This window comes from Pseudoalteromonas sp. MEBiC 03485 (genome assembly GCF_004195145.1).
In the GTDB taxonomy this organism is placed as follows: domain Bacteria; phylum Pseudomonadota; class Gammaproteobacteria; order Enterobacterales; family Alteromonadaceae; genus Pseudoalteromonas; species Pseudoalteromonas apostichopi.
The window spans coordinates 150,811-175,321 of record NZ_SGBT01000003.1; the positions used below are offsets into that span (position 1 = coordinate 150,811).

At 41.1% G+C, this 24,511-nt stretch carries 31 protein-coding genes; 26 read left to right on the forward strand and 5 right to left on the reverse strand.

Annotation, left to right across the window (positions count from 1 at the left end):
• Positions 1–26: 26 nt before the first annotated feature.
• A complete protein-coding gene (locus EVU92_RS21385) occupies positions 27–410 on the forward strand; it encodes a hypothetical protein (RefSeq protein WP_130053202.1) in 384 nt (127 codons plus the stop codon).
• Positions 411–535: 125 nt separating this feature from the next.
• Here EVU92_RS21385 and EVU92_RS21390 read toward each other — a convergent pair whose 3' ends face one another.
• The gene (locus EVU92_RS21390) at positions 536–868 is read right to left on the reverse strand and encodes a hypothetical protein (protein ID WP_130053203.1); all 333 of its coding nucleotides are present in this window, start codon (positions 866–868) and stop codon (positions 536–538) included.
• A gap of 334 nt (positions 869–1,202) precedes the next feature.
• Between EVU92_RS21390 and EVU92_RS21395 the strand changes: the two genes are divergently transcribed.
• Positions 1,203–1,586 (forward strand): BglII/BstYI family type II restriction endonuclease, encoded by a 384-nt coding sequence (locus EVU92_RS21395; protein WP_130053204.1) that lies wholly within the window; start codon positions 1,203–1,205, stop codon positions 1,584–1,586.
• Between the two features lie 111 nt (positions 1,587–1,697).
• Positions 1,698–2,729, forward strand: coding sequence for a hypothetical protein (locus EVU92_RS21400; protein ID WP_130053205.1), 1,032 nt, complete (start codon positions 1,698–1,700; stop codon positions 2,727–2,729).
• A 97-nt stretch (positions 2,730–2,826) separates the two neighbouring features.
• Here the strand turns inward: EVU92_RS21400 and EVU92_RS21405 are convergent, their stop codons facing one another.
• The 3 genes from EVU92_RS21405 to EVU92_RS21415 form a co-directional block, all read right to left on the reverse strand.
• Positions 2,827–4,071 carry a type II toxin-antitoxin system HipA family toxin gene (locus tag EVU92_RS21405; protein ID WP_168990064.1) on the reverse strand — a complete coding sequence of 415 codons (1,245 nt, stop codon included), beginning with the start codon at positions 4,069–4,071 and terminating at the stop codon, positions 2,827–2,829.
• The gene (locus tag EVU92_RS21410; protein ID WP_130053207.1) at positions 4,061–4,507 is read right to left on the reverse strand and encodes a helix-turn-helix domain-containing protein; all 447 of its coding nucleotides are present in this window, start codon (positions 4,505–4,507) and stop codon (positions 4,061–4,063) included. The genes EVU92_RS21405 and EVU92_RS21410 overlap by 11 nt, the downstream gene beginning before the upstream one ends.
• Before the next feature lie 249 nt (positions 4,508–4,756).
• Entirely contained in the window at positions 4,757–5,080 is a 324-nt protein-coding gene (locus tag EVU92_RS21415) for a hypothetical protein (RefSeq protein WP_130053208.1), read from the reverse strand.
• Positions 5,081–5,410: 330 nt separating this feature from the next.
• Between EVU92_RS21415 and EVU92_RS21420 the strand changes: the two genes are divergently transcribed.
• From EVU92_RS21420 to EVU92_RS21495, 18 genes are all read left to right on the forward strand, one after another.
• Complete coding sequence (locus EVU92_RS21420) at positions 5,411–6,019, forward strand: hypothetical protein (RefSeq protein ID WP_130053209.1); 609 nt, start codon at positions 5,411–5,413, stop codon at positions 6,017–6,019.
• 54 nt (positions 6,020–6,073) lie between these two features.
• Positions 6,074–6,631, forward strand: coding sequence for a hypothetical protein (locus EVU92_RS21425; RefSeq protein WP_130053210.1), 558 nt, complete (start codon positions 6,074–6,076; stop codon positions 6,629–6,631).
• Between the two features lie 180 nt (positions 6,632–6,811).
• Positions 6,812–8,596 (forward strand): phosphoadenosine phosphosulfate reductase family protein, encoded by a 1,785-nt coding sequence (locus EVU92_RS21430; RefSeq protein ID WP_130053211.1) that lies wholly within the window; start codon positions 6,812–6,814, stop codon positions 8,594–8,596.
• 97 nt (positions 8,597–8,693) lie between these two features.
• Positions 8,694–9,089 (forward strand): hypothetical protein, encoded by a 396-nt coding sequence (locus EVU92_RS21435; RefSeq protein ID WP_130053212.1) that lies wholly within the window; start codon positions 8,694–8,696, stop codon positions 9,087–9,089.
• A 120-nt stretch (positions 9,090–9,209) separates the two neighbouring features.
• Positions 9,210–9,554, forward strand: a complete 345-nt coding sequence (locus EVU92_RS21440; RefSeq protein ID WP_130053213.1) for a hypothetical protein — start codon at positions 9,210–9,212, stop codon at positions 9,552–9,554.
• Positions 9,555–9,563: 9 nt separating this feature from the next.
• A complete protein-coding gene (locus tag EVU92_RS21445) occupies positions 9,564–9,896 on the forward strand; it encodes a hypothetical protein (protein ID WP_130053214.1) in 333 nt (110 codons plus the stop codon).
• 88 nt (positions 9,897–9,984) lie between these two features.
• Positions 9,985–10,146 (forward strand): hypothetical protein, encoded by a 162-nt coding sequence (locus tag EVU92_RS21695; protein WP_168990065.1) that lies wholly within the window; start codon positions 9,985–9,987, stop codon positions 10,144–10,146.
• A gap of 9 nt (positions 10,147–10,155) precedes the next feature.
• On the forward strand, positions 10,156–10,368 hold the full coding sequence (locus tag EVU92_RS21450; RefSeq protein WP_130053215.1) for a hypothetical protein: 213 nt from the start codon (positions 10,156–10,158) through the stop codon (positions 10,366–10,368).
• Positions 10,369–10,550: 182 nt separating this feature from the next.
• The gene (locus EVU92_RS21455; RefSeq protein ID WP_130053216.1) at positions 10,551–11,102 is read left to right on the forward strand and encodes a hypothetical protein; all 552 of its coding nucleotides are present in this window, start codon (positions 10,551–10,553) and stop codon (positions 11,100–11,102) included.
• 193 nt (positions 11,103–11,295) lie between these two features.
• The gene (locus EVU92_RS21460) at positions 11,296–11,784 is read left to right on the forward strand and encodes a hypothetical protein (protein ID WP_130053217.1); all 489 of its coding nucleotides are present in this window, start codon (positions 11,296–11,298) and stop codon (positions 11,782–11,784) included.
• 204 nt (positions 11,785–11,988) lie between these two features.
• Positions 11,989–12,348, forward strand: a complete 360-nt coding sequence (locus EVU92_RS21465; RefSeq protein ID WP_130053218.1) for a hypothetical protein — start codon at positions 11,989–11,991, stop codon at positions 12,346–12,348.
• 76 nt (positions 12,349–12,424) lie between these two features.
• Positions 12,425–12,877, forward strand: coding sequence for a hypothetical protein (locus tag EVU92_RS21470; RefSeq protein WP_130053219.1), 453 nt, complete (start codon positions 12,425–12,427; stop codon positions 12,875–12,877).
• Positions 12,878–13,064: 187 nt separating this feature from the next.
• A complete protein-coding gene (locus EVU92_RS21875; protein ID WP_276319806.1) occupies positions 13,065–13,196 on the forward strand; it encodes a hypothetical protein in 132 nt (43 codons plus the stop codon).
• A gap of 27 nt (positions 13,197–13,223) precedes the next feature.
• The gene (locus EVU92_RS21475) at positions 13,224–13,565 is read left to right on the forward strand and encodes a hypothetical protein (protein ID WP_130053220.1); all 342 of its coding nucleotides are present in this window, start codon (positions 13,224–13,226) and stop codon (positions 13,563–13,565) included.
• 132 nt (positions 13,566–13,697) lie between these two features.
• Positions 13,698–15,086 carry a DNA cytosine methyltransferase gene (locus tag EVU92_RS21480; protein ID WP_168990066.1) on the forward strand — a complete coding sequence of 463 codons (1,389 nt, stop codon included), beginning with the start codon at positions 13,698–13,700 and terminating at the stop codon, positions 15,084–15,086.
• Between the two features lie 134 nt (positions 15,087–15,220).
• Entirely contained in the window at positions 15,221–16,474 is a 1,254-nt protein-coding gene (locus EVU92_RS21485) for a hypothetical protein (RefSeq protein WP_130053222.1), read from the forward strand.
• Between the two features lie 935 nt (positions 16,475–17,409).
• Positions 17,410–18,147 (forward strand): RNA-guided endonuclease TnpB family protein, encoded by a 738-nt coding sequence (locus EVU92_RS21490; RefSeq protein WP_130053223.1) that lies wholly within the window; start codon positions 17,410–17,412, stop codon positions 18,145–18,147.
• Between the two features lie 115 nt (positions 18,148–18,262).
• On the forward strand, positions 18,263–19,036 hold the full coding sequence (locus tag EVU92_RS21495) for a transposase (protein WP_240701343.1): 774 nt from the start codon (positions 18,263–18,265) through the stop codon (positions 19,034–19,036).
• Positions 19,037–19,225: 189 nt separating this feature from the next.
• Here EVU92_RS21495 and EVU92_RS21500 read toward each other — a convergent pair whose 3' ends face one another.
• Positions 19,226–20,209, reverse strand: coding sequence for a site-specific integrase (locus EVU92_RS21500; RefSeq protein ID WP_130053224.1), 984 nt, complete (start codon positions 20,207–20,209; stop codon positions 19,226–19,228).
• Between the two features lie 477 nt (positions 20,210–20,686).
• Between EVU92_RS21500 and EVU92_RS21505 the strand changes: the two genes are divergently transcribed.
• The 5 genes from EVU92_RS21505 to EVU92_RS21525 form a co-directional block, all read left to right on the forward strand.
• The gene (locus EVU92_RS21505; RefSeq protein ID WP_130053225.1) at positions 20,687–21,178 is read left to right on the forward strand and encodes a DotD/TraH family lipoprotein; all 492 of its coding nucleotides are present in this window, start codon (positions 20,687–20,689) and stop codon (positions 21,176–21,178) included.
• Positions 21,165–21,992 carry a type IV secretory system conjugative DNA transfer family protein gene (locus EVU92_RS21510; protein ID WP_130053226.1) on the forward strand — a complete coding sequence of 276 codons (828 nt, stop codon included), beginning with the start codon at positions 21,165–21,167 and terminating at the stop codon, positions 21,990–21,992. Before EVU92_RS21505 ends, EVU92_RS21510 begins: the two co-directional genes overlap by 14 nt.
• Positions 21,985–23,247 carry an ATPase, T2SS/T4P/T4SS family gene (locus tag EVU92_RS21515; protein WP_130053227.1) on the forward strand — a complete coding sequence of 421 codons (1,263 nt, stop codon included), beginning with the start codon at positions 21,985–21,987 and terminating at the stop codon, positions 23,245–23,247. The genes EVU92_RS21510 and EVU92_RS21515 overlap by 8 nt, the downstream gene beginning before the upstream one ends.
• The gene (gene icmT, locus EVU92_RS21520) at positions 23,234–23,524 is read left to right on the forward strand and encodes an IcmT/TraK family protein (RefSeq protein ID WP_130053228.1); all 291 of its coding nucleotides are present in this window, start codon (positions 23,234–23,236) and stop codon (positions 23,522–23,524) included. The genes EVU92_RS21515 and icmT overlap by 14 nt, the downstream gene beginning before the upstream one ends.
• Positions 23,517–24,511, forward strand: a 995-nt coding sequence (locus EVU92_RS21525) for a ParM/StbA family protein (RefSeq protein WP_130053229.1), incomplete at its 3' end; no start/stop codon positions are given. The genes icmT and EVU92_RS21525, both read left to right, overlap by 8 nt.

Genomic DNA, 24,511 nt, shown 5'->3' on the forward strand with positions numbered 1-24,511 from the left:
TGGCACTTACATGTTCAAGTTAGAAGATGAAAACGGGGTTAAACGGTATGACGCTTAAAGATAATAAAAACATGAGTGGTGTTAAGACTATTTTGGGGATTGAAGTAGATGCCAATGATCCATACAAGGGGTCTGTTCTTCTCGCCAGTAAGTTAGCGGAAAAGGTAATAAGTGATGAGCTATCTGAAACGGTGGCCAGAAATGCTTTGCAGGAGAGTTACCCTGGTGATGAATATGCACAATCGTTAGATGTATTTAACCGTATTTTAAGTGGCGAGAAATTACCAAGCTTAGTGCTAATCAAAAGGCCAGGAGAGTCTTTATTGAAGCTTTACTGGAAAGAACAAAAGCATATTGCGATTGTTGTTGTTATTTTATTAGGATACGTCATTTATAATGAAGTTTTATAAGTATTACAATGATTATACATATACTTTTAAACATAAGGTCGCGCTATACGCGGCCTTTTTGTTTTATTGCTATACAAAAATGCTGGTGGTGTTTAGAGGTAAAAGGCAATTAGTTGAAAGTAAATTTAACTAGTTACTTTTATAGAAGTTATTAAATAAAACATAACCACAACAATTAACACTACGCTACTGAAAAGCGATAACCACCACGGCCAGCTTCTTTTAAGCTGTTTGCGTGCATATCTAGATGACAAGGCTATTGTTATAATCAGCGGGGCAAATGTTGCAATCGCGCATAAAATTGCATAAATAGCGGTTGAATCACTATATTGCGAACCCTCTTGTCCCATTATATGCTTCTCTGGTTTAAAATCGTCTGTTTGGCTGTTAGCAAGTACCGGTACTGAAAAATAACCGAGCGCTGTATATAAAGCCGTTAGAAAGCATTTCTTTACCATGAGATATACCTTTTCTATTTGGAAGATTGCCTCAACTGGTGCAACAGTTGAGGCAATGGGGGTGAGGTAAAACTATATCCACGTTCTATGGGTAGTTTTCATCACTAATATAACAGTGCATAAGTTACTTTCCTGTAAAGTGCGATTCAACAAATAAATCGTTAAATATTCACCTTTTTAAATTGTTGCTTCTTTTCAACATTGACGCGTTCTTGCGGCTATCGCCTTAAATTAATATGTCCGATCAAGGAAAGGTGTTCGGCACTTTACCTGCGCAACCCCCTCCAGTTGATATCTTAGTTACATCAAAGCAAACAACACTAAGGGAAATCTTATGAGCTTATCTACTATTACCGAACCGATGCAAACAGCACTTTTTGAACGCCTGGGCGCATTCTTTGCGTTTGGAAAAGAGCAGTTCAATCAAAAACGAAAAGAGGGTGTGGAGTACGTGTTAATCAAAGGTATGGGCCTTATTTGTCCTAAAGAGCATGCAGAGGAGCTTGGTAAGGGATTAGCAGATATTACTAAACAAGGCATAGCGCTTGATTTAGAGCAAAACGGTAAAGACAAAATCATTGAGCGCGAGCTTTGGAACTACGAGTGTTTCTATCAATGCGATATTTCAGACTGTGTTGATGCGCTTACAAGTTACCCCATAACACGCGAAGAAATCCAAACGGTATTTGACCGTATATTCCCAACCGTCGATATGTAACAGCGGGGTAAGCAGGGTTCGCCCTGCTTACTCCCCCTTACTTAATTCAAAGAGATTATGCTGGCGCTCTTGGTGAGCGACCCATAAGGCTGCACACCCATAGGAATAATTATGAAAAATACATTAATAAACTTACCGCTGTACAGCGTATTTACTGATAAGACAAATAATAGCTGCATCCATGTTGAGGTAAAAGGTCTTGGCGTTGTGTCAATTAATCGCACTGACGAGGGTGTGATTGTTGATGTATTCGACAATTTACAAAGGAATGACTCTTTAAATTCGCTGGCATTTGAAGAGTGTGACTTTTCAGAAGGGTTTGCAGACGAATTACAGCGAGAAATTGAAAAGTTCGATCCATCCATTAGTTTGGACGCGCAAGAATGCCTAGCTGCTTATAAAAGCGCCCAGCGCCCACCAGCATTTATCGCGGAGTATTTCGATAAAAATGGGTTTGATTTAGCACTACTTGAGCCCCTTAAAGGAGAGTGTAAGCCCTTTGCAGAGCAAGTCCGAGAGTTAACAGCCCCATATATAGCTATTACAGAATCACAACATGAGTCGTTACTTTCGAAACCGGCTGATTTTTACATGACTAACGGTGGAAAAGTATTAACCTTTGGTCATGCCAATGGTGGTTTTGCGCTCATGACGTTGCAGGATGAACCGGCCCAAAAGGTGTTAGCTAGTCAATCAAACTTAAGTATGGCGCTTAGTGTTCATCACTTGAGCGCCCCTGTTATCCAAAAAGCGAATGAGCTGGGCTGGCATCTGTGGGAAAACAACGCCGATTACACCGATTTAGAGGCGGATATAACGTATAAAGATGAAGTAAAAGGGCTGCATGAGCGATTATCACTCAATGCGTTGTTTGCATTTGATTGGCAAGCAAATTCATACCGTTTGATATTAGGTACCAATAAAGGCAATGGCTTTAATGGAGAATTTACCATTAACTTCGAGAGCGCTGATTTTCATATCGAAACAGAAAGTCGCGTTCAGCGCGAATGTGACCAGATAGAAATGGGCGCAGAAGAAACCGAGTTGTTTAGCTTAATTAATCATTATCCCGATGCCTGGCAATCTTTGCTAGGGAAAATTAAAGAACTGTCAGTTCTTATGAGTATGCCACCAGCTAAATAGGGGAGGGAGGTAACTTTAGTATCAGCTAACGAAACAGACAGCAATAGGCTGTCTGTTTTCGTTTTATTGGCTCAGATCAGCTGAGCATTTAAACTGTTCATTCGTATTTCTTTTTCTTTCTGTGTGTATAGCCGGTTGATGTATACACGCCGACCTTTGCAATGTTTAGAGACTTTTCGATTGATGCTCTTAACCCATCAAACAATTTAACTTCATCACTTTGCTTTAAATAGTCGCTTATCAAATCTGCAAACTTTTCGATGATTCTCTCAGGCTTAGCCACCCCAAACGCCTCACCAAATGCCACTAAATTAGCATGTGATGGCCATACGCGATTACCGTTTATCTTCAGTGCTGACTCATTGGCTATGTCTTTGTATATTGGCGTGTGAGTAACATCATAAAGCGGTGACACTTTTACATCACCATAGGGCTTATCATATGTCAGGGAGAAATTCTTTAAGTGCGCATCGCCATTGCCAATTAACATGCAAAATACAATGTATGAGTACATTGTTCGTAATTCCAGTGGGTTATTGGCTGTGTATCTAGCTGTCATATTCATGACTGTTTCGTAACTAGATTGGTATTTAGCCTCTTGCGTATTGTCAGCACCAGTTAAAACCGTAAAATCTTCAACCCCGATTTTTCCATTCGGCGTTATATCAAAACGCTTAACAGCATAGGTTCTTAAGTCCTCACTCAAAAAACAGGCTGGTGGATTTAAGCCGCACGCTTTGGCCGCTTGCATGCAAACAAACTCGTTAACAGTTAAGAGTGGGTAATCATCATCAAACGTTTTAACGATGTATTCATTAGTTTGTACCGTTGCTCTTTGTTGCTCTACACCCTTGCCATCTGTGGTTGCTGGTATTAGCACCTTTGGTTGCATACCCGATGCAACACCATGAAGGTAATAACGTTCTAAAAGACTTTCGAAGATCCTATCTTTTCCCTGATAGTTTAAAACTTCATCTAGTGTGATGGGTTTTGATTGAGGTTGAGCAATGGCGCTACCAAATGATAGATGACCGATAGCATTACCAAACTGGAGTGCAAGCATATACATATCATCAAAGCGAATATCTTTGTTTGCTTTAATTAGTTTGTCACGTAAGAACGTGCGTATAGCCCCTTCTGGTAGGTTTTGAGCAAATATCGGCAGTAGCGCCCCGTATTTATATGGCTCCTTTTTATAAGGCATTGTTAAACTAATTGGGTTATTGTCTGAGTATCGGAAGCTATGCTCAGCTGGCTTTTCAAGCAACCCTGCATTTACGCCAAACGACCTTACCGCGATTCTGTCTATTTTATCTGGGTAGTGTGGGGGGTTATTGTTCATCATTTCGCTCGACGTTATTAGAGAACAAGGTGTTTATTTCATTATCTAAATCAAGCTGACTTTCGGGTGAACTTTCTTCCTTGTTATTGGTTACTTCGTTTCTTAGCTCATCAGCGAGTTTCGATATTTGATCGAAATATTGATGCTCAGTTAATTGTCTGGTTTGGCTATCCTGCCCTGGGCGTGCAGAATACATGGCATCATTATACCCATCCATAAAGCCTTGCTGCCATCCACTGATGCTATGCTCAATGTTCATCTTTAAGTTTAATAGTGCCAAGTACTTGAGGAAATATTTAAGGCCACCATCAAAGATACCGTTTTCCATTTGGGATATTTGTCTGCGGCCAATACCAAGAACTTCTGACACATCATCTTGAGTAAGCCCTTTCTCTTTACGTGCTTTTTTTAAAATATCACCATTATACAGTTTCATGCCGCACCTATTACACTCTTTAGCTTGTTACTATATTATAACGGAAGATAGTAAAGTTACCATATAGTAACGATATTTTGAAATGATACTATATAATAACAAGTTTTCTTGGTGTTACTATATAGTATCAAGTTGCATGGATGTGACTATATAGTAAAGGTAAGGGGCTTTGATGGCATAAAAACAACGAGAGAAGTGAGTTTGTAAACAGAGTGGTACTGTGAGTCCTTTCATCAGCGTTTCTGTTTTTTAAATTGTCACCGTTGTCACCGGCGTGGAATGCCAAACACTCACAGCAATCAGACCAACAGAACAACAATACGATAACCACCATTTCCAAGCTTTCTTGAAAGGTTTGTGTCTGACTTTAACAACATACAACGCTAATAAAGCTAAATGAAACATCCCACCAAGAAGCAAGTAAAGTTCAGGTTCTAAATAGAATGGGGTGCTTTCGGTTGCTGCAAATTGTTTCCAAGGATTACTTTGCCCTTTGGTGGCCTCGCCAGCATAGGCCAAATTTGAAGAGTGACCAATTAGTATGTAAAAGGCGGCTAAAAAGTATTTTTTCATGGTTATTAATCTCTACTGGGTTATATAAGGTTGACGATTACCATCTCAGCAGCCTAGCTGGTGGCATGTGCATCGTTAAAGTTATCTGCATAAATAACAAACTAAGACTACTCACCCGAAATGAACACTTCAAAAGTTAAATCGTTAAATATCCACTTATATCCACCCAGATGGAAATCGAGAGCCACCAGCAAACACGGCTAACGCCTTTACTTTTATCAAGTCTGAATAAGGAAAAGGGCGGGGACTTTTTCTGAGAGTCAGAACCTGGTTGATATCTTAGTTTTACCAGCTGACAAAGCTCAGCGATTTGTTAACGAGGACAGTGTCATGTTAAAGCAAGAATTAGCAACAGCAAACGGTATTAAAAAGTATGGGCGCGGCGTAAGTCGTGAAGAGTTAGATCTTATTACTAAGCATAACTCAGCAATCTATGAGGAAATCATTTCTCAGGCGTTTGGTGGTGCTAAGTCAAGTTGCCATATCAGTTATGCTAGCTTTTGGGTTTATGCTGACACCCTATCAGAGGTTGACGGTATTAAACGAAAAGCGGCTGAGTACGGTTATACAAACGTAAAAACAATCCTACCCCACACAACAGATAGTAATGGCCGAAAGCAACCTGATCCAAACGGCGCTTACGCCGTTGTTATTGATGAATCAAACGCATTGCTGATTGGTGATATCGCCAAATCACTGGTTAAAATACTTAAACCTGTTCTTGATTCAGTTAACGATAATCTACTGCACATCTACGGGCATATGGGCCGTTTTACATTCAAATTTAGTGACCAAGATACATCAGAGTTATTTAGTGGCGCTGTGTCGAAAATCTTTAATGCATTCCAAGAAGAGCATGGCGTGATGGAGTATCAAATTAGCGCTGCCCAGGAAGGGCTTGATTGCTGGTCTGTTTCTCTCAACTTAAAGGCATCATAAGCGGTTAACCCCGCTTTATGCATTTAACCGGTTAAACTCATAGGAACCCCAATTATGAATACATTACAAACCACTATGGCCGTATTATCCGTATTTGTGACTCAAGAAAGATTTTTAAAAAACATCGAAGCGCATTGCTGGCTTACGGGGTGCGCGTTCGATACTGCGTTGCTTGCTGATTACTTTGCAGGTGCAAATGTACCAAAAGATATTCAGACACTCGATGCGATTGCATCGGGTTATGAATCAAGTGCATCGTATGTCTTGAGTGGCAATCCCCACACGAATGAATTGTGGGGTTTTATAGAAGAAAACCGTGGGGTAACTGCATACTTACTCATGCCTGTTTTAGAGTCGCTAGTGGCCTACCTTTGTGAGCATGAGCCAGGTATGAATGGTGAAGCTAAATCGTGGAGTCAGTATTCTGAGCGGGGGTATGATATTGACCACCTTAACGCACTGGATGATAGCTTAATGGTTGAAGGCAGCGCATACCCTTTGTTCGACATTAAATTTAACAATCTTGTTGTCGGGAAGGCGCTCAGTTCAGATAAAGCCATGTGGATTAGTGAGCGTTTATCGAGAGCTGCTGGGAAGGCTAATAGAGCCTAAATAATATGACTTGCCGGTGAGTAATACCGGCATGAACCCCTCTTAATTCCCACTTAAGGCTATCGCCTTTCGTTGAAAAACACATCTAATAAAGGAAAGGGTGCTTGCACTTTTTCGGCCCCAATCCACCAGCTTGTTACCTTAATCTCATGAAGTTAATCAATTAACTCGGTGGTTAAAATGGATAAAGTAAGCAAAACAATCAACACGTTAAAAAAGCTATTTCTTCAAGACTGCATTTTAAGCTGCGGCCTGTCTGGTAAAGACTCGTCTGTGGTTGCTCACTGTGCTGTAGAAGCGCTAAAACAAGCGAAGGAAGAAAAGCCAACTCATCGTGGCATGCTTTATATTGTGACCACTAACACCACGATTGATAACTTTGAAATACACAACTTTATTCTTCAGCTTCATGAAGCAGCGCGAGAGTACGCGAAAGAGTATGACTTACCCATCATCACAAAAGAGTTAAAGCCAAAGCTATTTAATACACCGATTGTTGAATACCTGGGCAGAGGCAAACTTTTACGTACAATGCAAACAGCGGCACGCGGTCGTGACTGCTCAGTGGACTGGAAGGTCTTGCCAGCAAAAGAATTTTTATCAAGCTTAGCAAAAACTCATCAAACCGACAAGGTTATCTCTATCAGCGGAACGAGAGACGCTGAGAGTACAGCGCGAGCTAAAAACATTGCTAAGCGCGGCGAGTCAATTGATGTGATAGTGAAGACAGACTTGGGCTTAGCGCTAGCACCAATTAAAGATTGGTCAACAAATGATGTGTGGTCGCTAATCGGTCAAATTGAGGATGATGTTATTGAGTCATTCATTGATATTCACGCTGCAGGGCTTAGAAAGCATTATAGCGCAGGTAACGGGGGCACCTGTGATATTTACTTTGGTAATAGCCGAGATGTATCTAAGAGCTGTGGTTCGCGTTTTGGTTGTACGCTGTGTAGCCTAGTGGAAAGTGATAAGTCACTTGAGAACCAGATTGAAGTTGACCCAGATACGTATGGTTATATGACCCCGTTCGTTGCCCTACGTAAGTTCATGAATGATACTTTGTTTGATAATGAGCGCTCTCGTAGCTTGTTAGGCCGTGACGTTAAACATGGCGATTGGATCAAAGTAGGTTACAACCAATACAGCCTTGAGTACCGTAAAGAGTTGTTGCGTTATGTCTTAACAATGGATGCTAACGAACGTACTCGCGCAGAAGCGTTAGGTTATGCACCACGTTTTGAGCTGGTGGATTATGAAACGCTTGCCGCTATTCAATACCACTGGAGTCGTGAAGGAGGGGAGTCTCGCCCAGCTGAAGCAATTGCAATTTGGCATGAGGTGCACACATACGGTAAGCGCTACGCTATCTCAGAAACATCTAAAACCCCAAGCCAAACTACTGTACTGCAATTCGGTTCGCTTAACTTTATTGCGGGTACTGGTCGTCAAGATTACCGCTATGCAAACTTGACAGAGTTAGACGCTTTATTTGATGGAGAGCGTACTGGGTTGGCTGCAAGCGCTATCGATAAGAGCCTATTCAAGTGCCACCAAACAGTATTAGATGGTGAGCTCGCCCTTGTTACACCATTTAAAGAGACTCAACGTAATTCTGTTGATGCGTACTTAGCAGAGCAGTACATCAATGAAGCGTACTTTGATTTAGAAGCAGAAGGTGCGTTCGAGCCTGGTAATGACATATGCCCTACGGTCATCATCAAGGACATGCTGAACAATGAAGTGATCACAATTCGTAAAGGGGGCATGAACAAGCTACATCAAGATCTTAAACGCGCTCAAACCTATAACGCAGTAATGAAAGCTATGAAATCGGGGAGTGCATCGCTTGTTGAGAACGTTGTGCTTGCTCGCTCAATTACAGAGAGTGAGTTTAACACACGTATCGCAGAGATAACGGATGACGCTGAACAATCAGCCCCTCAAATGGCGCTTGGTTTTTAACCTCGCGCTCTTTTTCTGATTCATATATTAGAACCAGTATCTTTATACTAAATCGGGTAAAGGTTGCCCAGTGATTATTATCAATTCCGAGGGTTGTATGTTTAAAGCTGCACTAGAAAAATTACTTTCAAGAGTGAATGTCGCACTTTCATTATTAGAGGAAAAGAGTTTACACCTAAATTCCTGCCGGAAGTGTGATGGTTCAGGTATGACAGAGCACCTGCACGTAGATGGTGGTGTGTGCTTTTCTTGCAATGGCGTAGGTAAAGTTGAAAGCAAGTGGCTGAAGAAGAAAAAAACACTGCAGGACATTTCTAGCCACATAGAAGAGGCGATTGCGGGTGATGCTCAATTTTCGCAAATGCTTGCTGATAATAATTTTCGCAATGAGCGCAGCAAAGCGCGTCAAGTTAGGTTCTTCAAGGAGCAAATGGAAGGGGTGGTCACTGAGCGCACCAAACAGATAGCAGCAATAGAAGCTTCATTAAAGTGAACCTATTAAAAGCTGTGTGTAGTTGGATAGCCGTTTTAACCTCGCGCTCTTTCCCTGAATATTTATTTTCACGCGCTATCTTGGGTGCATGTTTTAAATTACAAACTTTAAAGGTTGTTTATGATTTTCAATGGAACACAACGCAAGCTGATGAACACGCAAGGCATGCTTTTTTCAGAGGCTGAAGCGAAAGAGTATTACGGCGCACGCTATGAGTATACGCCCCTGTCGTGGGTGAGTGTGGATAAAGATGGAAATGTAGTCACTGGTGAAAGTGTCGAACCCATGACGCGCATTGCAGAGCTCGCTAAGCAAATCGAAAGCGCTGGGCTCACTGAATACCAGTTTAATTTAGTGGCCGAGCTTATGGCGTTTGTAACACATGCCCACTCTGATGCTGTGCATGCTCACGCTGTCTCGGTTGCGTTAAATGAAAAGTCCAAAATCAAACCAAATCAACACTAGGAGTACTTAATGTCTAGCAGTAAACAGACAGGGTCTACAGAAACAAAGCATTGTATCCATGCAAACCTCTACACCAAAATTAAGACGGTGTATCTGGATGGGTATATTGGGATGCATAAGGGGAAGGCATGCGAACTTACCGGTTACGCCTTGTTCGACATGTTAAGAGGTGAATTAATCCGCATAGGCAGTGATTTACCTTACCTTCCTGCTGGTGGTCAAAGCGCTTGTGAGGCAATCGTGGAAAGTGGCCTGGCTGGGGTGCCAGATTTGTATGTATCATCGCCTGAACAAAGAAAGCGCATATTCACCGCAAAAAAATATAAAACTAAATCTAAGTAGGGAAAGGAAAACTTAACTGGCTCTTTCACTGCCAGATTTATATGGCTTGTTACCTTAGTTACATCGCTAATTAACTGAGCAAGCCATTATGAACACAACCAAAAGCAACACCACTAAGCCACTGGATTGTAAGTTGTGCCGCGCTTTGAACGATGGCCTTTGTGGTAATTACTGCCAATTAAATAAAGCTCAAGTTAAAAAGCTTGTTGAAGATAACAAGCACTTATTTCGCATTGAATTAACTAAGTAAGGGGAAGGTATGAAAATGCACTGTACAAGCTGCCAGGCTCGTTTAACGCAATCAGATATAGCAAAAACATTGAGCGGTATTCTAGCTAACACGGACCTGTCACTGCCAGAGGCAACTGATTTGGTGGTGGAGAATGGTAGCTTATGCTCTTCGTGTGACACGGCTCGCACTCTGTGTCACATGAAATCGCACGATTATGAGTACGACCCAATTGCTGTCTAACCTTATTGCTCCCACGTTTGGCCGCACTGCGGCCTTTTTTTTACCTATAACGGCTATCGCCTTTTATTTATAAATATGAAAAAGGTGGCAGTTCCGGCTCTTTCTCTGTGAAATCCCTCCCCATTGATATCTTGCCCTTAAGTAATTAGTTAACTAACCACACAGTATTTAAGAGGCATTCAATGGAAAATCAAATTATTAGTCATTACTTCTTTGCACAAGCATTGGAAGAGTTAAAATCTAAAGCCATCGATTACAATGCGGTTTTTGATATTGCCGAAGATGACTTTCTTCGCATGTTAATTCCCTTTACCGCTCAGATTGAGAAGGTGTTTGAACAAAGTGAGCTTACATCGCTTGGGCTGTGTGAGTTGATGCCAGCGCTTGCACGTATGGCGTTGGCTAATGTTGTATATGCTCACTTGGCTTCAACAAGCCCTCACTGTGATTCATATTACAACTACTGCTGCGCCGCGATGGGTGTGGCTGTCGATATTCCGTTCATTGTTATGGGCCGCATTGAAGGGGAGGAGGATGAAGTGCTTGAGGTGTTTGCCAAAAATAACAGTGATGCCGAGGCGAAATTTACAGCCTACTTGAAAGAAACCGACACCTTTATTCAAGAGGTAAAGAGGCGAAGAGATATGGGAAATACAGGCGAGGAAGCCGAACCAGATATCTGGTTGGAATTTTGCAAACCCTACAAAGAGATGAGGGCGCTTAGCCTTTCTTAGTAAGAAAACCGCACAGCAAAAAAATTATTCCTGCATACCATAACAGCCGCCAACTTGAATTGGTGGCTGTTAGGTTCTGAGTAAAACCCTTGTCTTTTCTGATAAAGGAAAGGTGTGTTCTTCCCCTGCAGTGCTTTGTCAGCTTGGTACCTTGGTTACATCAAAACAAAACAGCACTAAGAAAGGGGTTACAATGAATACACGTAAACTGGCAATTCAAGCAATTTCATATTTAGAGTCGTTAGGTAAACCATTACCAGATGAATCAGAGACTGCATGGTACAAGCAAAACGAACGCAACTATAAAGCCTTACTGAAACTCAACAATGCAAACATGGGTAAGACCATGGATGAACTAAAGGCGCTTGCTTTAGCCCCGTTAGCAGAGCGTTATGCTAAAGAAGCTATTGAACGTATGTTTAAGATTGATGCTGAAATCAGTAAGACCTATAAGCGTGAAGAGGAAATCGAGAAAACACCAAGTCTCTGGCATGGCTTCTTTTCGGGCCACGAAGTAACACCTAAAGCGGTTTGTAAGCGTCAGCTTGAAGCCCTTGAGCGCAAGCGTGAAAAGTTAAATAAGCAACATACAGAGCTTGCCAAATCAATCACTGCAGAGCAGGCTCAAAAGTTCAATTACCCACTTGAGTGCTTGGATGGTATCGAGCTTTGCGCTAGTTGATTGGCTGGGCTGGTGGCGATTAGGTTACTCTACTATAACCCTCCTTTAGCCACCTTTGTGTGGCTCTTTTGTTTCCTTTCGGCTATCGCCTCTAATAATAAACTTGATTTAGATAAAGGTATGACACCCCCGCACTTTCTCTGCACAACCTTAGCTAATTGATACATTGGTTACATCAAAAGCAAACGACATACAGGAAATGCAATGACTAAATTTGAGGCGTTCTTAGATGGGCAAGTGCAAAAAGCGGTTAAGAACTATAACGAGAATAGTGAGGCGCAGAATGCGTGCAGTGTACATGAAGCGCATAAAGCCGCTGAATATGAGCAGCAAGCTAAAAGAGAAAGCGCCTTATTTCATTTCTTTCGTGAAACACAAAGCCAATTCAAAGCTTGTTTGAGCTTAAACGACCCTGCTTCATTTATTGCTTATTGTTTAAGTGAAATTCAATTGTCACTCGCAGACAAGCAGACAGCGCCAGCCTTAACTGAAGCAAGAGAAAGGCTGCTGCTGGAGCTTAAACCTTACTTAGTTGCTGCCTATTCAGGTAAAGCCACCTTGTAGGCATGGGTACGCTAAATATACAAACGAATACTCCCCCTGTTAGCCACCTGCGGGTGGCCTTTTTTTAGGAAACAAAATGTTAGATTACAAACATAACTTCGTCATTATTTATACGCTAGGTATGCTATCAACCCCTCACACTCAAACTGTCAGTTCGTCAGAATCAGAAAGTGAAGTGAAGGCGCAATTTGCAGAAAGGCTTAGTAATTTATGCAGTGAAGGAAAAATCCTTGCTGTGTACCAAAATATTTCGGTTTGCGATGCAGTGCGTAAATGCGAAAAAGAATTGAATCTCGCAAAGCAGCTTTCATGCACAGTATGTGGTGGTGAGCTTTTACATAATCGCGTAGAGGACAGTCGGGCAACCAGTCGTGTGTTTGGCTCTGGCGCAATCGTTGAGCTGGGCATTAAAACAAACGGCTACGATGAGTTCGTATGTGCAAATAATAGTGAGCATATGCTAAGTGAAGAAATGTATGAAATGCTTACAGAGCACATTGACAGTTATGCACATATCAAACCCAGTTGACGAAACCTATGAATAGGCCACTAATACTGGCCTTTTTCTGCGCCACGTATCGGCTATCGCCTCTATTAATAAAACCATTCAGATAAAGGAAAGGTGTCCGGCACTTTACCTGTGCATCTCCCTCCAATTGATACCTTAGTTACAACAGCTGAGGGCACTCAGTTACTTTTAATCTAAGGAGAGCAACATGACTACTTACAATTCAGTTAAATGTTTCGTTTTAAACTACCTTGCTAACGGTAAGGCTACTGTACAAATCGGAGGTGTTCGCAAAGTCGTTGATCAAGCGGACATTGTAATCTCAGAGGTGTCGGCTTAATTGCCGATACCGTTTGGGGGATAAAGTATGAGTAACCACGCAGAAAAACTCACCGCGTTATTAGATGGGCGCGTAAAGGCTAGCTCAATTATTGGTGCAGGCTATAAAAACCCAAAAAAATCAGCTAGTGAATGGCTTCGCACACAAATGGCAAATGCAACACTTACTGACAAGTTAAAAATAAGCGCCACGATTGTTGCGTCAAGTGGTCGTGCGTTTAAGTCAGAGGCGCGAGCGAGATCAAGTAAAGCGTACACCGATCTTTTCAATGGCAAGAGTGAGCTGTTCACCAATAAAGTCATCACCGGTTTTGGTGTATGGCCGTCTGTTTTTGGTGACGGTTACGAGATATACGTTATAGCCCGTTAATAATTCTTCCCGACCAAAGGCCCTCTCCCAAATTGCAAAGAGGGCCTTTCTTTCTCTGGGTACTTCCGCTGCGCATTATCGCTGGTGGAGTACATTAGCTAAATAAACCTTATTTATTTTATGGAGCTGATTATGCCTGCACTAATTAATCGAAATTTGACTGAGCATAAGGGAGCACCCCGTATCTACTTAGACGATGGCTTGCTGAGTGAGCTGGGGGTAAATGAAAACTATAGACGTTACAACCGGATTTGGCAGGAAGATAAACTCATCTTGCGTTTACATGATGAGGGTAAGTATGTGGTTAGCTCTAAAATGAAGCGTGGCGAGCGCGTGAATGTGATTGATATAAACACTAGAGAACTATCCAACTTATTTGATGCCAACGCCAAGCTACGTATTGCAATACAAGAAGGCTCAATTGTTATTAAAGCCCACCAAGGTGAGACTGCAATTAAACAGCGTGAAGCAAGTTTCTTAGAAGCGCTTGAGAGTGGAGCGCTTAAGAAGGGGACAGTTTTCCATGGTGGTGGGTTGATGGATCACGCCATCCATGAAGGGTTTAAAAAGTCGGGTATCGCTAGTGTTATTTCTTTTGCCGTGGAAATAGATGAGCGCTATTTAAATTCAAGTATTAAAAATAATACTCACTTGTTTGATAAAAACACCATCTTTGTAAATTCAGATGTTGCAGATGTTCATGCTCATGCTATGCCGCAGGTTCATGTGCTCAGCGGAGGGATTCCCTGTACTGGTGCGTCACTGTCTGGAAGGTCGAAGAATAAATTGCAATACGCAGAAGATCACGAAAGTGCAGGCGCGTGCTTTTTTAGTTTTCTTAATATCGTAAAGGGTAGCAACCCTGCAATCTGTATTATGGAAAACGTCAAACAGTACATGAACACTGCGTCATTCTCGATTATCAAATCGGTAATGGGCGGTTTGGGTTATGACTTGCTGACCAATGTTTATAATGGCCTTGATTTTGGTTCGTCAGAATCTCGCGAGCGTATGGTGTGCATTGCAATCAGCAAAGGTCTTAACAAGGGTGATTTACTTGCAGTGATTGATGAAGAGATCGAGGGAAATAAAACTGGCCCCACACCGTTAAGTTGTGTATTGGATGATGTGCCATTAGATCACGATTCTTGGAAGGAAGTGACTTACCTTAAAGACAAGGCCAAAAGAGATGCTGCAAGCGGGAAGGGGTTTGCTATGCAGATTTTAAATCAAGATGCAGTAAGTTGCGGGACCATTGGTGCAGGGTATGCCAAAGCCAGAAGTACAGAGCCTAGATTGCAGCACCCAGCAAACCCTGAACTATCACGCTTATTCAACTCACGTGAACATGCACGAATTAAAGGAGCGCCTGAAAGCATTGTTGATGGCTTATCCGAAACGGTTGCTCACCAAGTTCTTGGTAATGGGGTCGATAGGCGTTTGTTTGAAACTGTCGCTAAGTGCATTGCCAGTGTTATGATTCACCACCACATTCATGCGCCCCATCAACTATCTGCTTAAGCCATTCGGTTTAAGCTTTTTCGCATCATCGCTATCGCTCAATTATATTTTTAAAAAAGGATAATGCCCCGCACTTTTGCTGGTGGGTTTTTCCAGCCTGGTATCTTAACCGTAACTTATTAAGGAGTTCGGTTATGTCTGTTTCTATTCTATCTAATGAGCAAATTTCAATTTTGGCAAATTTTGCAAGCGAACAAAACTTAGGTTCGGCGCAAATGATTGGTGAGCTTTTACATAATCAAAATGTGAAAACCAGCAATGAGCGCTATAGCGAAAATGTGCAACCCTCTTTTGCATTAACAGATGATTCTGATACGCCAGAGAATGTAATTGATTTAGCGTTCTATTGGCGGAGCAATAGTTGGGCTGACCTTGAGCAAAGTGTAACCCTCAGAAAAATTCGCGACATAATGTGTTGTGCTGTATTTCCTAAAGTAGGTGAGCAAGTGTTTTCGGACACGGTAGGTAAGCCAGTGTATTACCAGTACCGTGGTGGTAATCAGTTGGGCTATGTGTCTAGCATTGTTAATGCATACATGGTTGAGTTGTTAGTATTCTGCCGCTCTGATAGGAAGTGGTTGACGCTTAACATAATGTATAAGGAATGTACTCCTGCAGCTGATGACATTATGGGTTTTAAATTGTCACTACAGCAGGTGTCAGGACTTAAGGCAAAACTGAAAGCAGAGCGTGACGCGATTGTTGAAGCCGGTAAGCTAAAAATGCAAAGGCAAGCAGAAGAGCAAAATGCATTTGATGAAAAATTTAAAGCGTTGGTTCCGGCTGGTAGCAAGGCGGTGATTATTGCAGAGCTATTGGAAAATAAGTGCGGCCATAACGATGACTACTATGGTTCGGAAACAAAAAGGCGAGTACTTTTGTCTTTCTCTAAACACACCCGAAATCTATTTCCGGAAATGCGAAAGGCGGCAGCTAGATTCGAGCCGACGAAATATTTAGCGGATGCAGATGAAAAAGCCGAGCATAGAGAAAATTACTCTATGGGCCGAGGTACGTTTTTAATGAAAGGTTCAACGTATGGTGGTTGGCGAATTAGAAAAATTCCGATTTGGAATGGTTCGATCACCAAGGCAGAATTATTAAATATTGATTACTCTGCCAAGCCAGCTAAACCTGGCAAGAAAAAGAAGTCTACTCAACCAAAGGAGTACAACTTAAATCTTGCCAAGGTTATCGTTGATAATGAGAAAGGCGAGTTAAGCGTTTCCTTTTTTCAACAACCTACCCGCGACCTAGTCAACCAGCTAAGTGAGGGCGGCTTTGAAAGGCATGGCGATGCGAGCATGGTTTTTATAGGTGCAATCTCTGATAAGGCCATGGAGTACGCTGTAGCAGCTTGTACGAGCAAATCCACTTTTATGCTCTAAGAGCTTTTCTGTACACAGGGAGGTTCGCCTCTTTTTGATGTTACGCTATCGCTTACAATCAAAAAAGGCTTTTCTAAACTCCTACCCATGTTACTTACAGGAAAGTAACACGTTAAGAACGCTATAAAAATGCATGTTACTTCCCATTAAAAATGGGAGGGTTAGTGTGTTATAGCTTATTTCCCGATATTTAACGACTTATTCTGGCATTTTAGGTAGGTGTAAAAGTTACTTCCTACCCATGTTACTTACTACTCGGATTGCATTGTGAGAATTTGAGTTTAATCTTAGACTTTTTGTTGTATTTTCATTATTTTTAGAGGTGCTTTTTCCAGTCTTCTACCCATGTTACTTTCTATTTAGTTTGGTTGTATTTTTTGAAGTCGACTTACTATCAATTTAAGCCTAGATATAAAGTGGATTAATCAAGTAAACCAAACTGCCTAATTATACGTGCGCATATCCCAGACAGGCAATTAACCAGCTTAAGTAGGCAAATAATCCGCTCAAGTAGGTTATTAGTCCGCTAAAGTAGGTTATTAGTCCGCTTAAGTAGGTAGCTAGTCCGCTCAAGTAGGCAACTTCTTGTATGTATAGGATTTTATTTGATATTTTCTGGGCGCAAAGTTAATAATCTGGCGGTTAAATGTGAGTTCTATCGCTTTTTTGTACTTAAACCTCAATTAGGATTCGAGACTACATCGCTATAGGCTATTGTTTGGCTAATTGAGTCTTTTTATGAGCCATTTACATCATTATTTTGTATTGGTTATCTGAAGCTGGAAATCGTGTACACACTTTTTGTTGATACAAATCGAGAGCCACCTTACAGTGCTTTTCGTATAGGTCGCCAAACGAAATTCTTTACTCTTCCATCAGTACAAAATAGCGCTGTTTAGTCGCGCTTAACGTTGTAATTCACAAAGTCTCAAGAAGTGCAAGGCAACATCAAGAACTGCACTGTGAGCTTTAAATCAGGCCGCTGGTATATCTCGTTCCAAGTAGAGCAAGATATTGATGAGCCTAAGCATAACTCTACATCTGCCGTTGGTATTGATATGGGTGTTGCCAAGTTCATCACGCTGTCTGACGGCTCACACCTAAAACCGCTTAACGCATTTCGCAAGCATGAAAAACGCTTGGCTATCGAGCAGCGCAAGCTATCAAGAAAAGTTAAATTCTCTACCAACTGGCAGAAGCAGAAAGCCAAAATCCAAAAGCTACACACTCTCATTGCGAATTGCCGCAAGGACTACCTACACAAAGCCTCAAATCAAATCAGCAAGAATCACGCAATGATAGCGATTGAGGACTTACGTGTATCTAATATGTCTAAATCAGCGAAAGGCAATGCAGAAGAACACGGCAAGAACGTGAAAGCCAAGTCAGGGCTGAACAAATCAATACTCGATCAAGGTTGGTATGAGTTCAGAAGACAACTTGAGTATAAGCAGTTATGGAATGGCGGCTTAGTTGTTGCTGTACCAGCTCAATACACAAGCCAAACCTGCCCTTGCTGTAGTCATGTATCGAGAGAAAACCGGAAGACACAAGCTCATTTTGAGTGTGTCGAGTGTGGTTACATCAACAATGCGGACATTGTTGGTGCATTAAATATTTTAGAGCGGGGACACCGCTTGTTAGCCTGTGGAGAGTCGGCGTTAGCCGCTTGATGAATCAGGAACTTGCACCTAAAGCAATTTAGCGTGCGCCCTAGTAATGGGAATCCCCCTGCGACTTAGCAGAGGGAGGATGTCAAGGTATTTTCAATGCCAATGCTCAGAGTGAATAGGTCACTTTAAACCGTTTCAACGCTTTAAAGGATGGGGCTATAAAGCGCATGGAGATGGCTGGAAACTTCACCTAAAAGAAAAGAAACACGGTGCTGTTTATCTGGCTGATGTTGGCATTGTTAAGATCCGAGGCAAAGCCAGAAATGATGGCGGTAAACCCAAAACAGCCGAAATTATTCGCAAGAATGGCGAGTGGTTCATATCAGTTTCAATGGAATATGATTCCATTGAAAGGCAGTGTGGCACAAAAGCTATTGGTTTAGATTGGGGTGTTTCTCACTATTTTTCAACAATCGATCAGAATGGTAATTTTGAGCAAGTCGAAAACCCTCGCTATCTCAGGAGCAGCAAAGAGCGATTAACATCTTTGCAGCGTGACCTCGCGTTAGCAAAGAAAGGGACTCGCACTTACCGCAAACTGAAGTGCAAGATTGCTAAACTGCACCAGAAAATCGCCCGTCAAAGACTCGATTTTACTCACAAAGAAACCGCGAAATTAGTGAAAGTGGCGGCTTTGATCGCCACTGAAAAACTCACCGTTAAGAATATGACTCGCAGCGCCAAAGGCACTGCTGAAAAGCATGGGAAAATGGTAAAACAAAAAGCTGGCTTGAATCGGGAAATCCTGAACACAGCGCCAGCCATGACTCTTAACTTGCTATCCTATAAAGCGGAAGAAGCTGGTAGCGAATACGTTGAAATACCAACGAAGCAAGTTAAGCCAAGTCAAACCTTTCCAGACTGCGGAGCTAAGAAGAAAAAGACCTAAGCTGAACGTTGGCATTCATGCGAATGTGGCTGTGAAAAGCCCCGCGATGTAGCCAGTGCGCAAGTTAATTTAAACTGGGCGTTAGGTATTCAGGCTGGGAACCAGCCTAAAAAGGTAGCTTACTTTCTTTTTGAAACTCCTTCAAAACGCGCAGCGTTTAGTGGGAGTTGTTCATATCATAGGTGGTTACTACTCATTGACTCTCTTCAGGTTTTTATGATTCACTTTTTTGATATCGAATTTACTTTCTATAACTTTTATTTTCTTTATTGCTGCTTTATCTGGTTTTGGTAAATTAGCGGAAGTGTAGCCTGCAGCTTTTCTAGCATAGTGGGTACCAGCGGTAAGGTCATTACCATGACCTACAATGCTTGCAATCTCTACTTTTGAGTAACCTGCTTTTTTTAGGTTAGCAATAAGTTGGTGCCTACCACTGTACATGCTTATCTTTTCTTTAGCTTTTGGGAAAAATCGTGCATATACAGCGCTTAACCTACGACTTGCCAGCGCTACAGAGGATTTTCTTGCTGTAATATCATCATCCTCTGATAGCAACATTATGGTTAACTTAATGAAACTCATTTGATGCTTGTCTAGCTTTGATAAACCTATATATCGATACTCAGAAAAGCTTCTCCCGTTAGTTGCTTTGGCATTCTTTACTTTAAGTATGGGTGGCTCTGCATCAACACCGTCAACACGGCTATCTATTAATTCACAAGTGCACCATTCTTGTGGCCTTAAACCAACACTAAGCGTTGCATTAAACATTGCTAGTGTGAGTTTGTCGTGTTTGCCTGGAGCACCACTTTTAACTAGCGCGAACAGATATTTAGATATTTTGTCTGCTTCAATCTCGCTAACAGATTTCTTCTTTTTAGCTGATGTTCTTTTTATTAGACACTTTTTGTCAGTATGAGAGCCGTCAATATCACTAAGGCTCTTAGCCAAGCCACTTTTACCGTTGATGTCCAAGTAATGAATCAGGCTTGCTTTAACTAGACGCCAGTTAGCAAAGCTTTTGTTTCTAGTCATATCTACAACGTAGTGTATGAAATTTACATCCAATTCATTAGCACCTGAATGCTTGAAGTATCGAGTTATCCATTGGTTGGCCCTTATAACGTACTTATCTTCAGTATCGGCTGTGCGTGTTCTTTCTTCTGGAAACATTAATTACTCCTCTTAATTTGTGAAAATAACAAATTAGAGATTTTGCGACAGCACCTAAATTGCAAAATAATCACTTTTTTGTTGAGCGGTGAAAATAATGTTGTTTAATAAGGCTGAAAACATTAGAGGCTTTTTCCGGAGGATAGGTTTTCCCTTTAAGTCAAGCGCAACACCTAAGTGGGCGAAAGTAAAACCTAAGTAGGCGGAAGTAAAACCTAAGTAGGCGGAAGTAAAACCTAAGTAGGTGGAATTAAAGCTTAAGTAGGCGGAAATAAAACCTAAGTAGGCGAAAGTAAAACCTAAGTAGGCAAAGGTTACTATCTAACAAAGAGGGGTAAATGTCTTTTTAGGCAGGACTCCCTTCTAACAGGTGAGTCAACTGCTTTTTTGGGAGCGATACAGGCTTATTGGGTATGTTTAAAATTAAATGAACAGCTGTTTTGGGCTGAGAAAATTTACTAAAAAATGAGTGTTTAAATGCGTTGCATAAAAATATCAATTTCACTTTGCTTGTTAGTTATTGCTGGCTGTGCCTCAAGTAAAAAAAATATTGTCGTTGACGAGCCAGACCCAGCGATTGCTCAACTATTACAAGTAGCAAAGGATATTGCTGATTATGAGCGTAAATTGTATGAAATAGAGTCAGCTCGTTATATAGAGGCAGGTAGTGAAAGAATCGGTGATTTTGATATGCATTTCATTCCGTCTTTGGATGCGTATTACTCACTTGGTGACCAATGGGTAGGTCCAATAGAGCCTTTATTAGAGCAAGTGTCAGAAATTGCAGGTCTAAACCCACCTAGATACCTCAATGTTAGACCATCGAATGGGATCATTGTTTATGTAGATACTAAACGCAGAAAATTAATCGACATACTCGCTGATGCAGGCAACCAAGCAAGGCAACGTGCAAAAGTAACACTTAAGATGAAAGAAAAAGTCATACAGGTGGAATATGCTAGCGAGTAAATACGTTATATCTGCGATGGTTGTTGCTATTTCACTTCCGGCCTATTCTAAAGGTGAGTTACCACAACATGCAAAGCAGCTCTTATTAAACTCTATAGAAGTTTCTCATACAGAAATGAGTGAGCTTGCTGAGGTAGAAGCTCAAGAAATGCGTCTAAATGCTGTTGCTGTTGATGCGTATTCGTGGGGAATGCAAGAAGGTGCTTATTATAGAAACAATGAAATACAAGCGCTTCTTAATGAAAAATCATTTGTTATAAATAAAACTATAAGCCTTGCTAAGTTTGTTATCGACGGCAAAATGCTCATGCCTACTGTGCTCGAAGCTGAGCGTATATATGTCAAAAACAGTGATCGTGAAGCTCGAACTGTTCATATGTCATACACCTTAGATAAGCCACCAAAAATAGTTTCACAAGTCCCTACTTGGCGCGACTATTTAGTTCGCAATATAGCGAAACCAAGGAAACCTATTCGGAACTCTTATCCTAGAACAAATCAAGAAAGCGAATTGTGGGCAAGTGAATTTAAACGTGGGTGGTTTCGCGGTGTGGAACAAGCTAACAGTATTTTCTCAAGTGACCTTAATAAATTAAGTAAAGATGTAGCTGGGCTGTATCGCTTTCGCTATTTGCTTGCTCAAAATATTGTGACGTTACCAAAGTTAATTAAAGATGAATCAAGTGTCATGTTACTGGATTCAGGAAAAACTATAAATCTAAATGATGTTAAATACTCGATTCAGCTAGATTCGCGTTTCAACAAAGTAACAGATTGGAAGCCAGTATTTAATAAAGGTGGCGCTCATGAATAGCCAAGGTGAATTAACTTATGAGTGGAAAGACTGCCCTCAGATTGGTTTTACGGAATCAGACTTTAATAACTTTTTGATATGGGCTGTGAAAGAAGTCGGTGCAAATGATATTTTTCTTGAGTCAAATGAACCGCTCGGTATTAAGAAAGATAACATCACACACAACGTTTCTCGTAGAGATATTTCTTATAACGAATTGGCTCAATTGCTTAAGGATATCTATCAAACATCAGCTCAAACAGAATTAAGAAGCGGTAGGCCTTTTGGGTTCGCCTATTCATTTCTATTTGGTAAAGATGAAAAACTTCGGTTCAGAGTTGATGCAAGCGCAGGCAACAGCGTTACAGCGATAAATGAAGGTATTGAAGTTGTGCTTCGTCCTACCGAGGGTGAGCCTCCATCGGTGGAAGAGTTAAAAATACCACAGCGTATTATTGATGTAACAAAAAATAAAGACGGTCTGGTCTTGGTTACAGGGCCGACAGGTTCAGGTAAGACAACATTAATAGCTTCATTGTTTAAATACATTATCCAAACAATGCGCAAGCATATTCTCACAATTGAAGATCCTATTGAATATGATTTAAAACACGTTAAGAACCGTCTTTCAAGGGTAATACAAAGTGAATTAGGGACCAATGTCGTTTCATTTACTAAATTCGTCAAACATATGCTCAGACGTTCGCCCGATATAATTTTGCTAGGTGAGCTTCGTGATGCTGAGTCAATTGATGCCGGTATATTGACAGCTCAAACAGGTCACTTAGTTTTTGCTACTGGGCATACGAACAACTGCTCTAACGCTTTAGAAAGGCTGGTTGATGATTTACCAGCAGAGCAACAAAAATCAAAACTATTGAAATTAGCAGGTTCTACTAAATCCATAATCCATCAGCGGTTGTTAAACAAGCGCGGGGGAGGGCGTGTTGCTGTAATGGAAGAGCTACATATAAATCGAACTTTACAAATGAAAATGTATTCCATTATTGCTAAAGAAGAAGAAAGCCTTACACGGTTTTTAAGCGAGTATATCGAGTCAACCGGTTTATCTATCAAGTCTAGTATTTTTAAAAAGTTTTCAGAAGGCCTGTTAAGTATCGATGTGTGTATTGAAGAATTAGCACAGGATTTATCAGCAGACGATATTAAGTTTTTAGAATCTGAAACAAAACGACTTCACTTGCAGAAACTAATCACCGAGTCTGAGTTTTCAGAATGGAATGAGCTATTAAGGAGGTTCGATGAAACAGTATGATGACTTTCAATGGTGGGCATCATCACCATACGCAAAGATAAATTTATTCTTTGTGGAGATAGATGCAAGGGTTGTTTGGGCTTTTATACCAATGGCCCTGCATATTAGTAAGCCAACCTTTTACTTCGGCTTGTTCATGTTAGCGCTATTCGCATCTCTTGATTATTTTGGTTATTCAGTGCCAGTTTCAACTAAACGGGCACGAAAATTTTGGGCTGGTGGCAAACGACCAGTTAACAGTAATAAACAACGCAGAAGAAGGTTAATTCATGGGTAATATTCTAAATTCAGTCATTCTCGAATCTATTTTGTTGGATGAAGGTGAAACTCTTTACAAGCAAAATGAAGCTTCAGCGTATGACTTAGCCGATGATAATGGTTATGCGTACCACAAAGTTGCAGCATGGGTAAAAGGTAAGGATGGTACAAAGTACATAAAAACAGCGTCAATCGCTTCAAGAGCTCAGCTTGGGAAAGTGAATGTTAGTGTTACCGGTAAAGGCGCTGCAGGGTTGTATGAAATAGACAGTGAATTTTACACAGTTGGGGAAAACGTACCTGATCCCGAAAGCATCAGAAACAACTCCTATTGTTATTCTGAAGTGAATAATGTGCTGGTTTCTAATGCTATATATCGCTCTGGTTTTGCTAATTTAGATTTTAGACTCTCGACAGGTCTGCCATTAAAGCAATATTTTAATAATGATGGCGAACTAAATGAGGCAACGATCCAAAAGGTTAAAAATAGTCTAAAACCTCTGGCTAAAACAGCTGTGAGTGAAAACCCACCTATTATGCGTGAGCATCTTATTTACGCCGAATCACTATCAGCGTTTGTTGATTGGATGGTAGATGAAAACGGCGAAATGGTAAATAAAGTTTCAAATGGTGTGTTAGTTGTTGATGTAGGTGGTGGCACCACTGATATATCTTTCATTAATTCAGCTAATGAAATTTATATGCCAGGCTCAGACACTGTTAAAACAGGTGTATTAGATGTATTTAAAAAGCTAAAGCAATATTTGTCGAGTGCGTATGAGATTGATGAGGAACATATACGCGTAGATATGCTTGATAAGGCGTTGCGCACGAATAAATTTACTGTCAGGGGCGAGTCAAAGGATTGTGAGGGGCTATGCAATAAGGCAAAGCAACATGTTGCTAAACGGTTGAACAACTTCATTGATGAGCTTGTAACTACTACGCTTGATCATATTATCTTCGTAGGCGGTGGCGCGGAAGCATTAAGGGAGCAGTTATTAAA

What these genes read in the sequence shown, in the direction of transcription:
- EVU92_RS21385 (WP_130053202.1), top strand. Translation starts at nt 27, where the DNA reads ATGAAAACGGGGTTAAACGGTATGACGCTTAAAGATAATAAAAACATG.
- EVU92_RS21390 (WP_130053203.1), bottom strand. Translation starts at nt 868, where the DNA reads ATGGTAAAGAAATGCTTTCTAACGGCTTTATATACAGCGCTCGGTTAT.
- EVU92_RS21395 (WP_130053204.1), top strand. Translation starts at nt 1,203, where the DNA reads ATGAGCTTATCTACTATTACCGAACCGATGCAAACAGCACTTTTTGAA.
- EVU92_RS21400 (WP_130053205.1), top strand. Translation starts at nt 1,698, where the DNA reads ATGAAAAATACATTAATAAACTTACCGCTGTACAGCGTATTTACTGAT.
- EVU92_RS21405 (WP_168990064.1), bottom strand. Translation starts at nt 4,071, where the DNA reads ATGAACAATAACCCCCCACACTACCCAGATAAAATAGACAGAATCGCG.
- EVU92_RS21410 (WP_130053207.1), bottom strand. Translation starts at nt 4,507, where the DNA reads ATGAAACTGTATAATGGTGATATTTTAAAAAAAGCACGTAAAGAGAAA.
- EVU92_RS21415 (WP_130053208.1), bottom strand. Translation starts at nt 5,080, where the DNA reads ATGAAAAAATACTTTTTAGCCGCCTTTTACATACTAATTGGTCACTCT.
- EVU92_RS21420 (WP_130053209.1), top strand. Translation starts at nt 5,411, where the DNA reads ATGTTAAAGCAAGAATTAGCAACAGCAAACGGTATTAAAAAGTATGGG.
- EVU92_RS21425 (WP_130053210.1), top strand. Translation starts at nt 6,074, where the DNA reads ATGAATACATTACAAACCACTATGGCCGTATTATCCGTATTTGTGACT.
- EVU92_RS21430 (WP_130053211.1), top strand. Translation starts at nt 6,812, where the DNA reads ATGGATAAAGTAAGCAAAACAATCAACACGTTAAAAAAGCTATTTCTT.
- EVU92_RS21435 (WP_130053212.1), top strand. Translation starts at nt 8,694, where the DNA reads ATGTTTAAAGCTGCACTAGAAAAATTACTTTCAAGAGTGAATGTCGCA.
- EVU92_RS21440 (WP_130053213.1), top strand. Translation starts at nt 9,210, where the DNA reads ATGATTTTCAATGGAACACAACGCAAGCTGATGAACACGCAAGGCATG.
- EVU92_RS21445 (WP_130053214.1), top strand. Translation starts at nt 9,564, where the DNA reads ATGTCTAGCAGTAAACAGACAGGGTCTACAGAAACAAAGCATTGTATC.
- EVU92_RS21695 (WP_168990065.1), top strand. Translation starts at nt 9,985, where the DNA reads ATGAACACAACCAAAAGCAACACCACTAAGCCACTGGATTGTAAGTTG.
- EVU92_RS21450 (WP_130053215.1), top strand. Translation starts at nt 10,156, where the DNA reads ATGAAAATGCACTGTACAAGCTGCCAGGCTCGTTTAACGCAATCAGAT.
- EVU92_RS21455 (WP_130053216.1), top strand. Translation starts at nt 10,551, where the DNA reads ATGGAAAATCAAATTATTAGTCATTACTTCTTTGCACAAGCATTGGAA.
- EVU92_RS21460 (WP_130053217.1), top strand. Translation starts at nt 11,296, where the DNA reads ATGAATACACGTAAACTGGCAATTCAAGCAATTTCATATTTAGAGTCG.
- EVU92_RS21465 (WP_130053218.1), top strand. Translation starts at nt 11,989, where the DNA reads ATGACTAAATTTGAGGCGTTCTTAGATGGGCAAGTGCAAAAAGCGGTT.
- EVU92_RS21470 (WP_130053219.1), top strand. Translation starts at nt 12,425, where the DNA reads ATGTTAGATTACAAACATAACTTCGTCATTATTTATACGCTAGGTATG.
- EVU92_RS21875 (WP_276319806.1), top strand. Translation starts at nt 13,065, where the DNA reads ATGACTACTTACAATTCAGTTAAATGTTTCGTTTTAAACTACCTTGCT.
- EVU92_RS21475 (WP_130053220.1), top strand. Translation starts at nt 13,224, where the DNA reads ATGAGTAACCACGCAGAAAAACTCACCGCGTTATTAGATGGGCGCGTA.
- EVU92_RS21480 (WP_168990066.1), top strand. Translation starts at nt 13,698, where the DNA reads ATGCCTGCACTAATTAATCGAAATTTGACTGAGCATAAGGGAGCACCC.
- EVU92_RS21485 (WP_130053222.1), top strand. Translation starts at nt 15,221, where the DNA reads ATGTCTGTTTCTATTCTATCTAATGAGCAAATTTCAATTTTGGCAAAT.
- EVU92_RS21500 (WP_130053224.1), bottom strand. Translation starts at nt 20,209, where the DNA reads ATGTTTCCAGAAGAAAGAACACGCACAGCCGATACTGAAGATAAGTAC.
- EVU92_RS21505 (WP_130053225.1), top strand. Translation starts at nt 20,687, where the DNA reads ATGCGTTGCATAAAAATATCAATTTCACTTTGCTTGTTAGTTATTGCT.
- EVU92_RS21510 (WP_130053226.1), top strand. Translation starts at nt 21,165, where the DNA reads ATGCTAGCGAGTAAATACGTTATATCTGCGATGGTTGTTGCTATTTCA.
- EVU92_RS21515 (WP_130053227.1), top strand. Translation starts at nt 21,985, where the DNA reads ATGAATAGCCAAGGTGAATTAACTTATGAGTGGAAAGACTGCCCTCAG.
- icmT (WP_130053228.1), top strand. Translation starts at nt 23,234, where the DNA reads ATGAAACAGTATGATGACTTTCAATGGTGGGCATCATCACCATACGCA.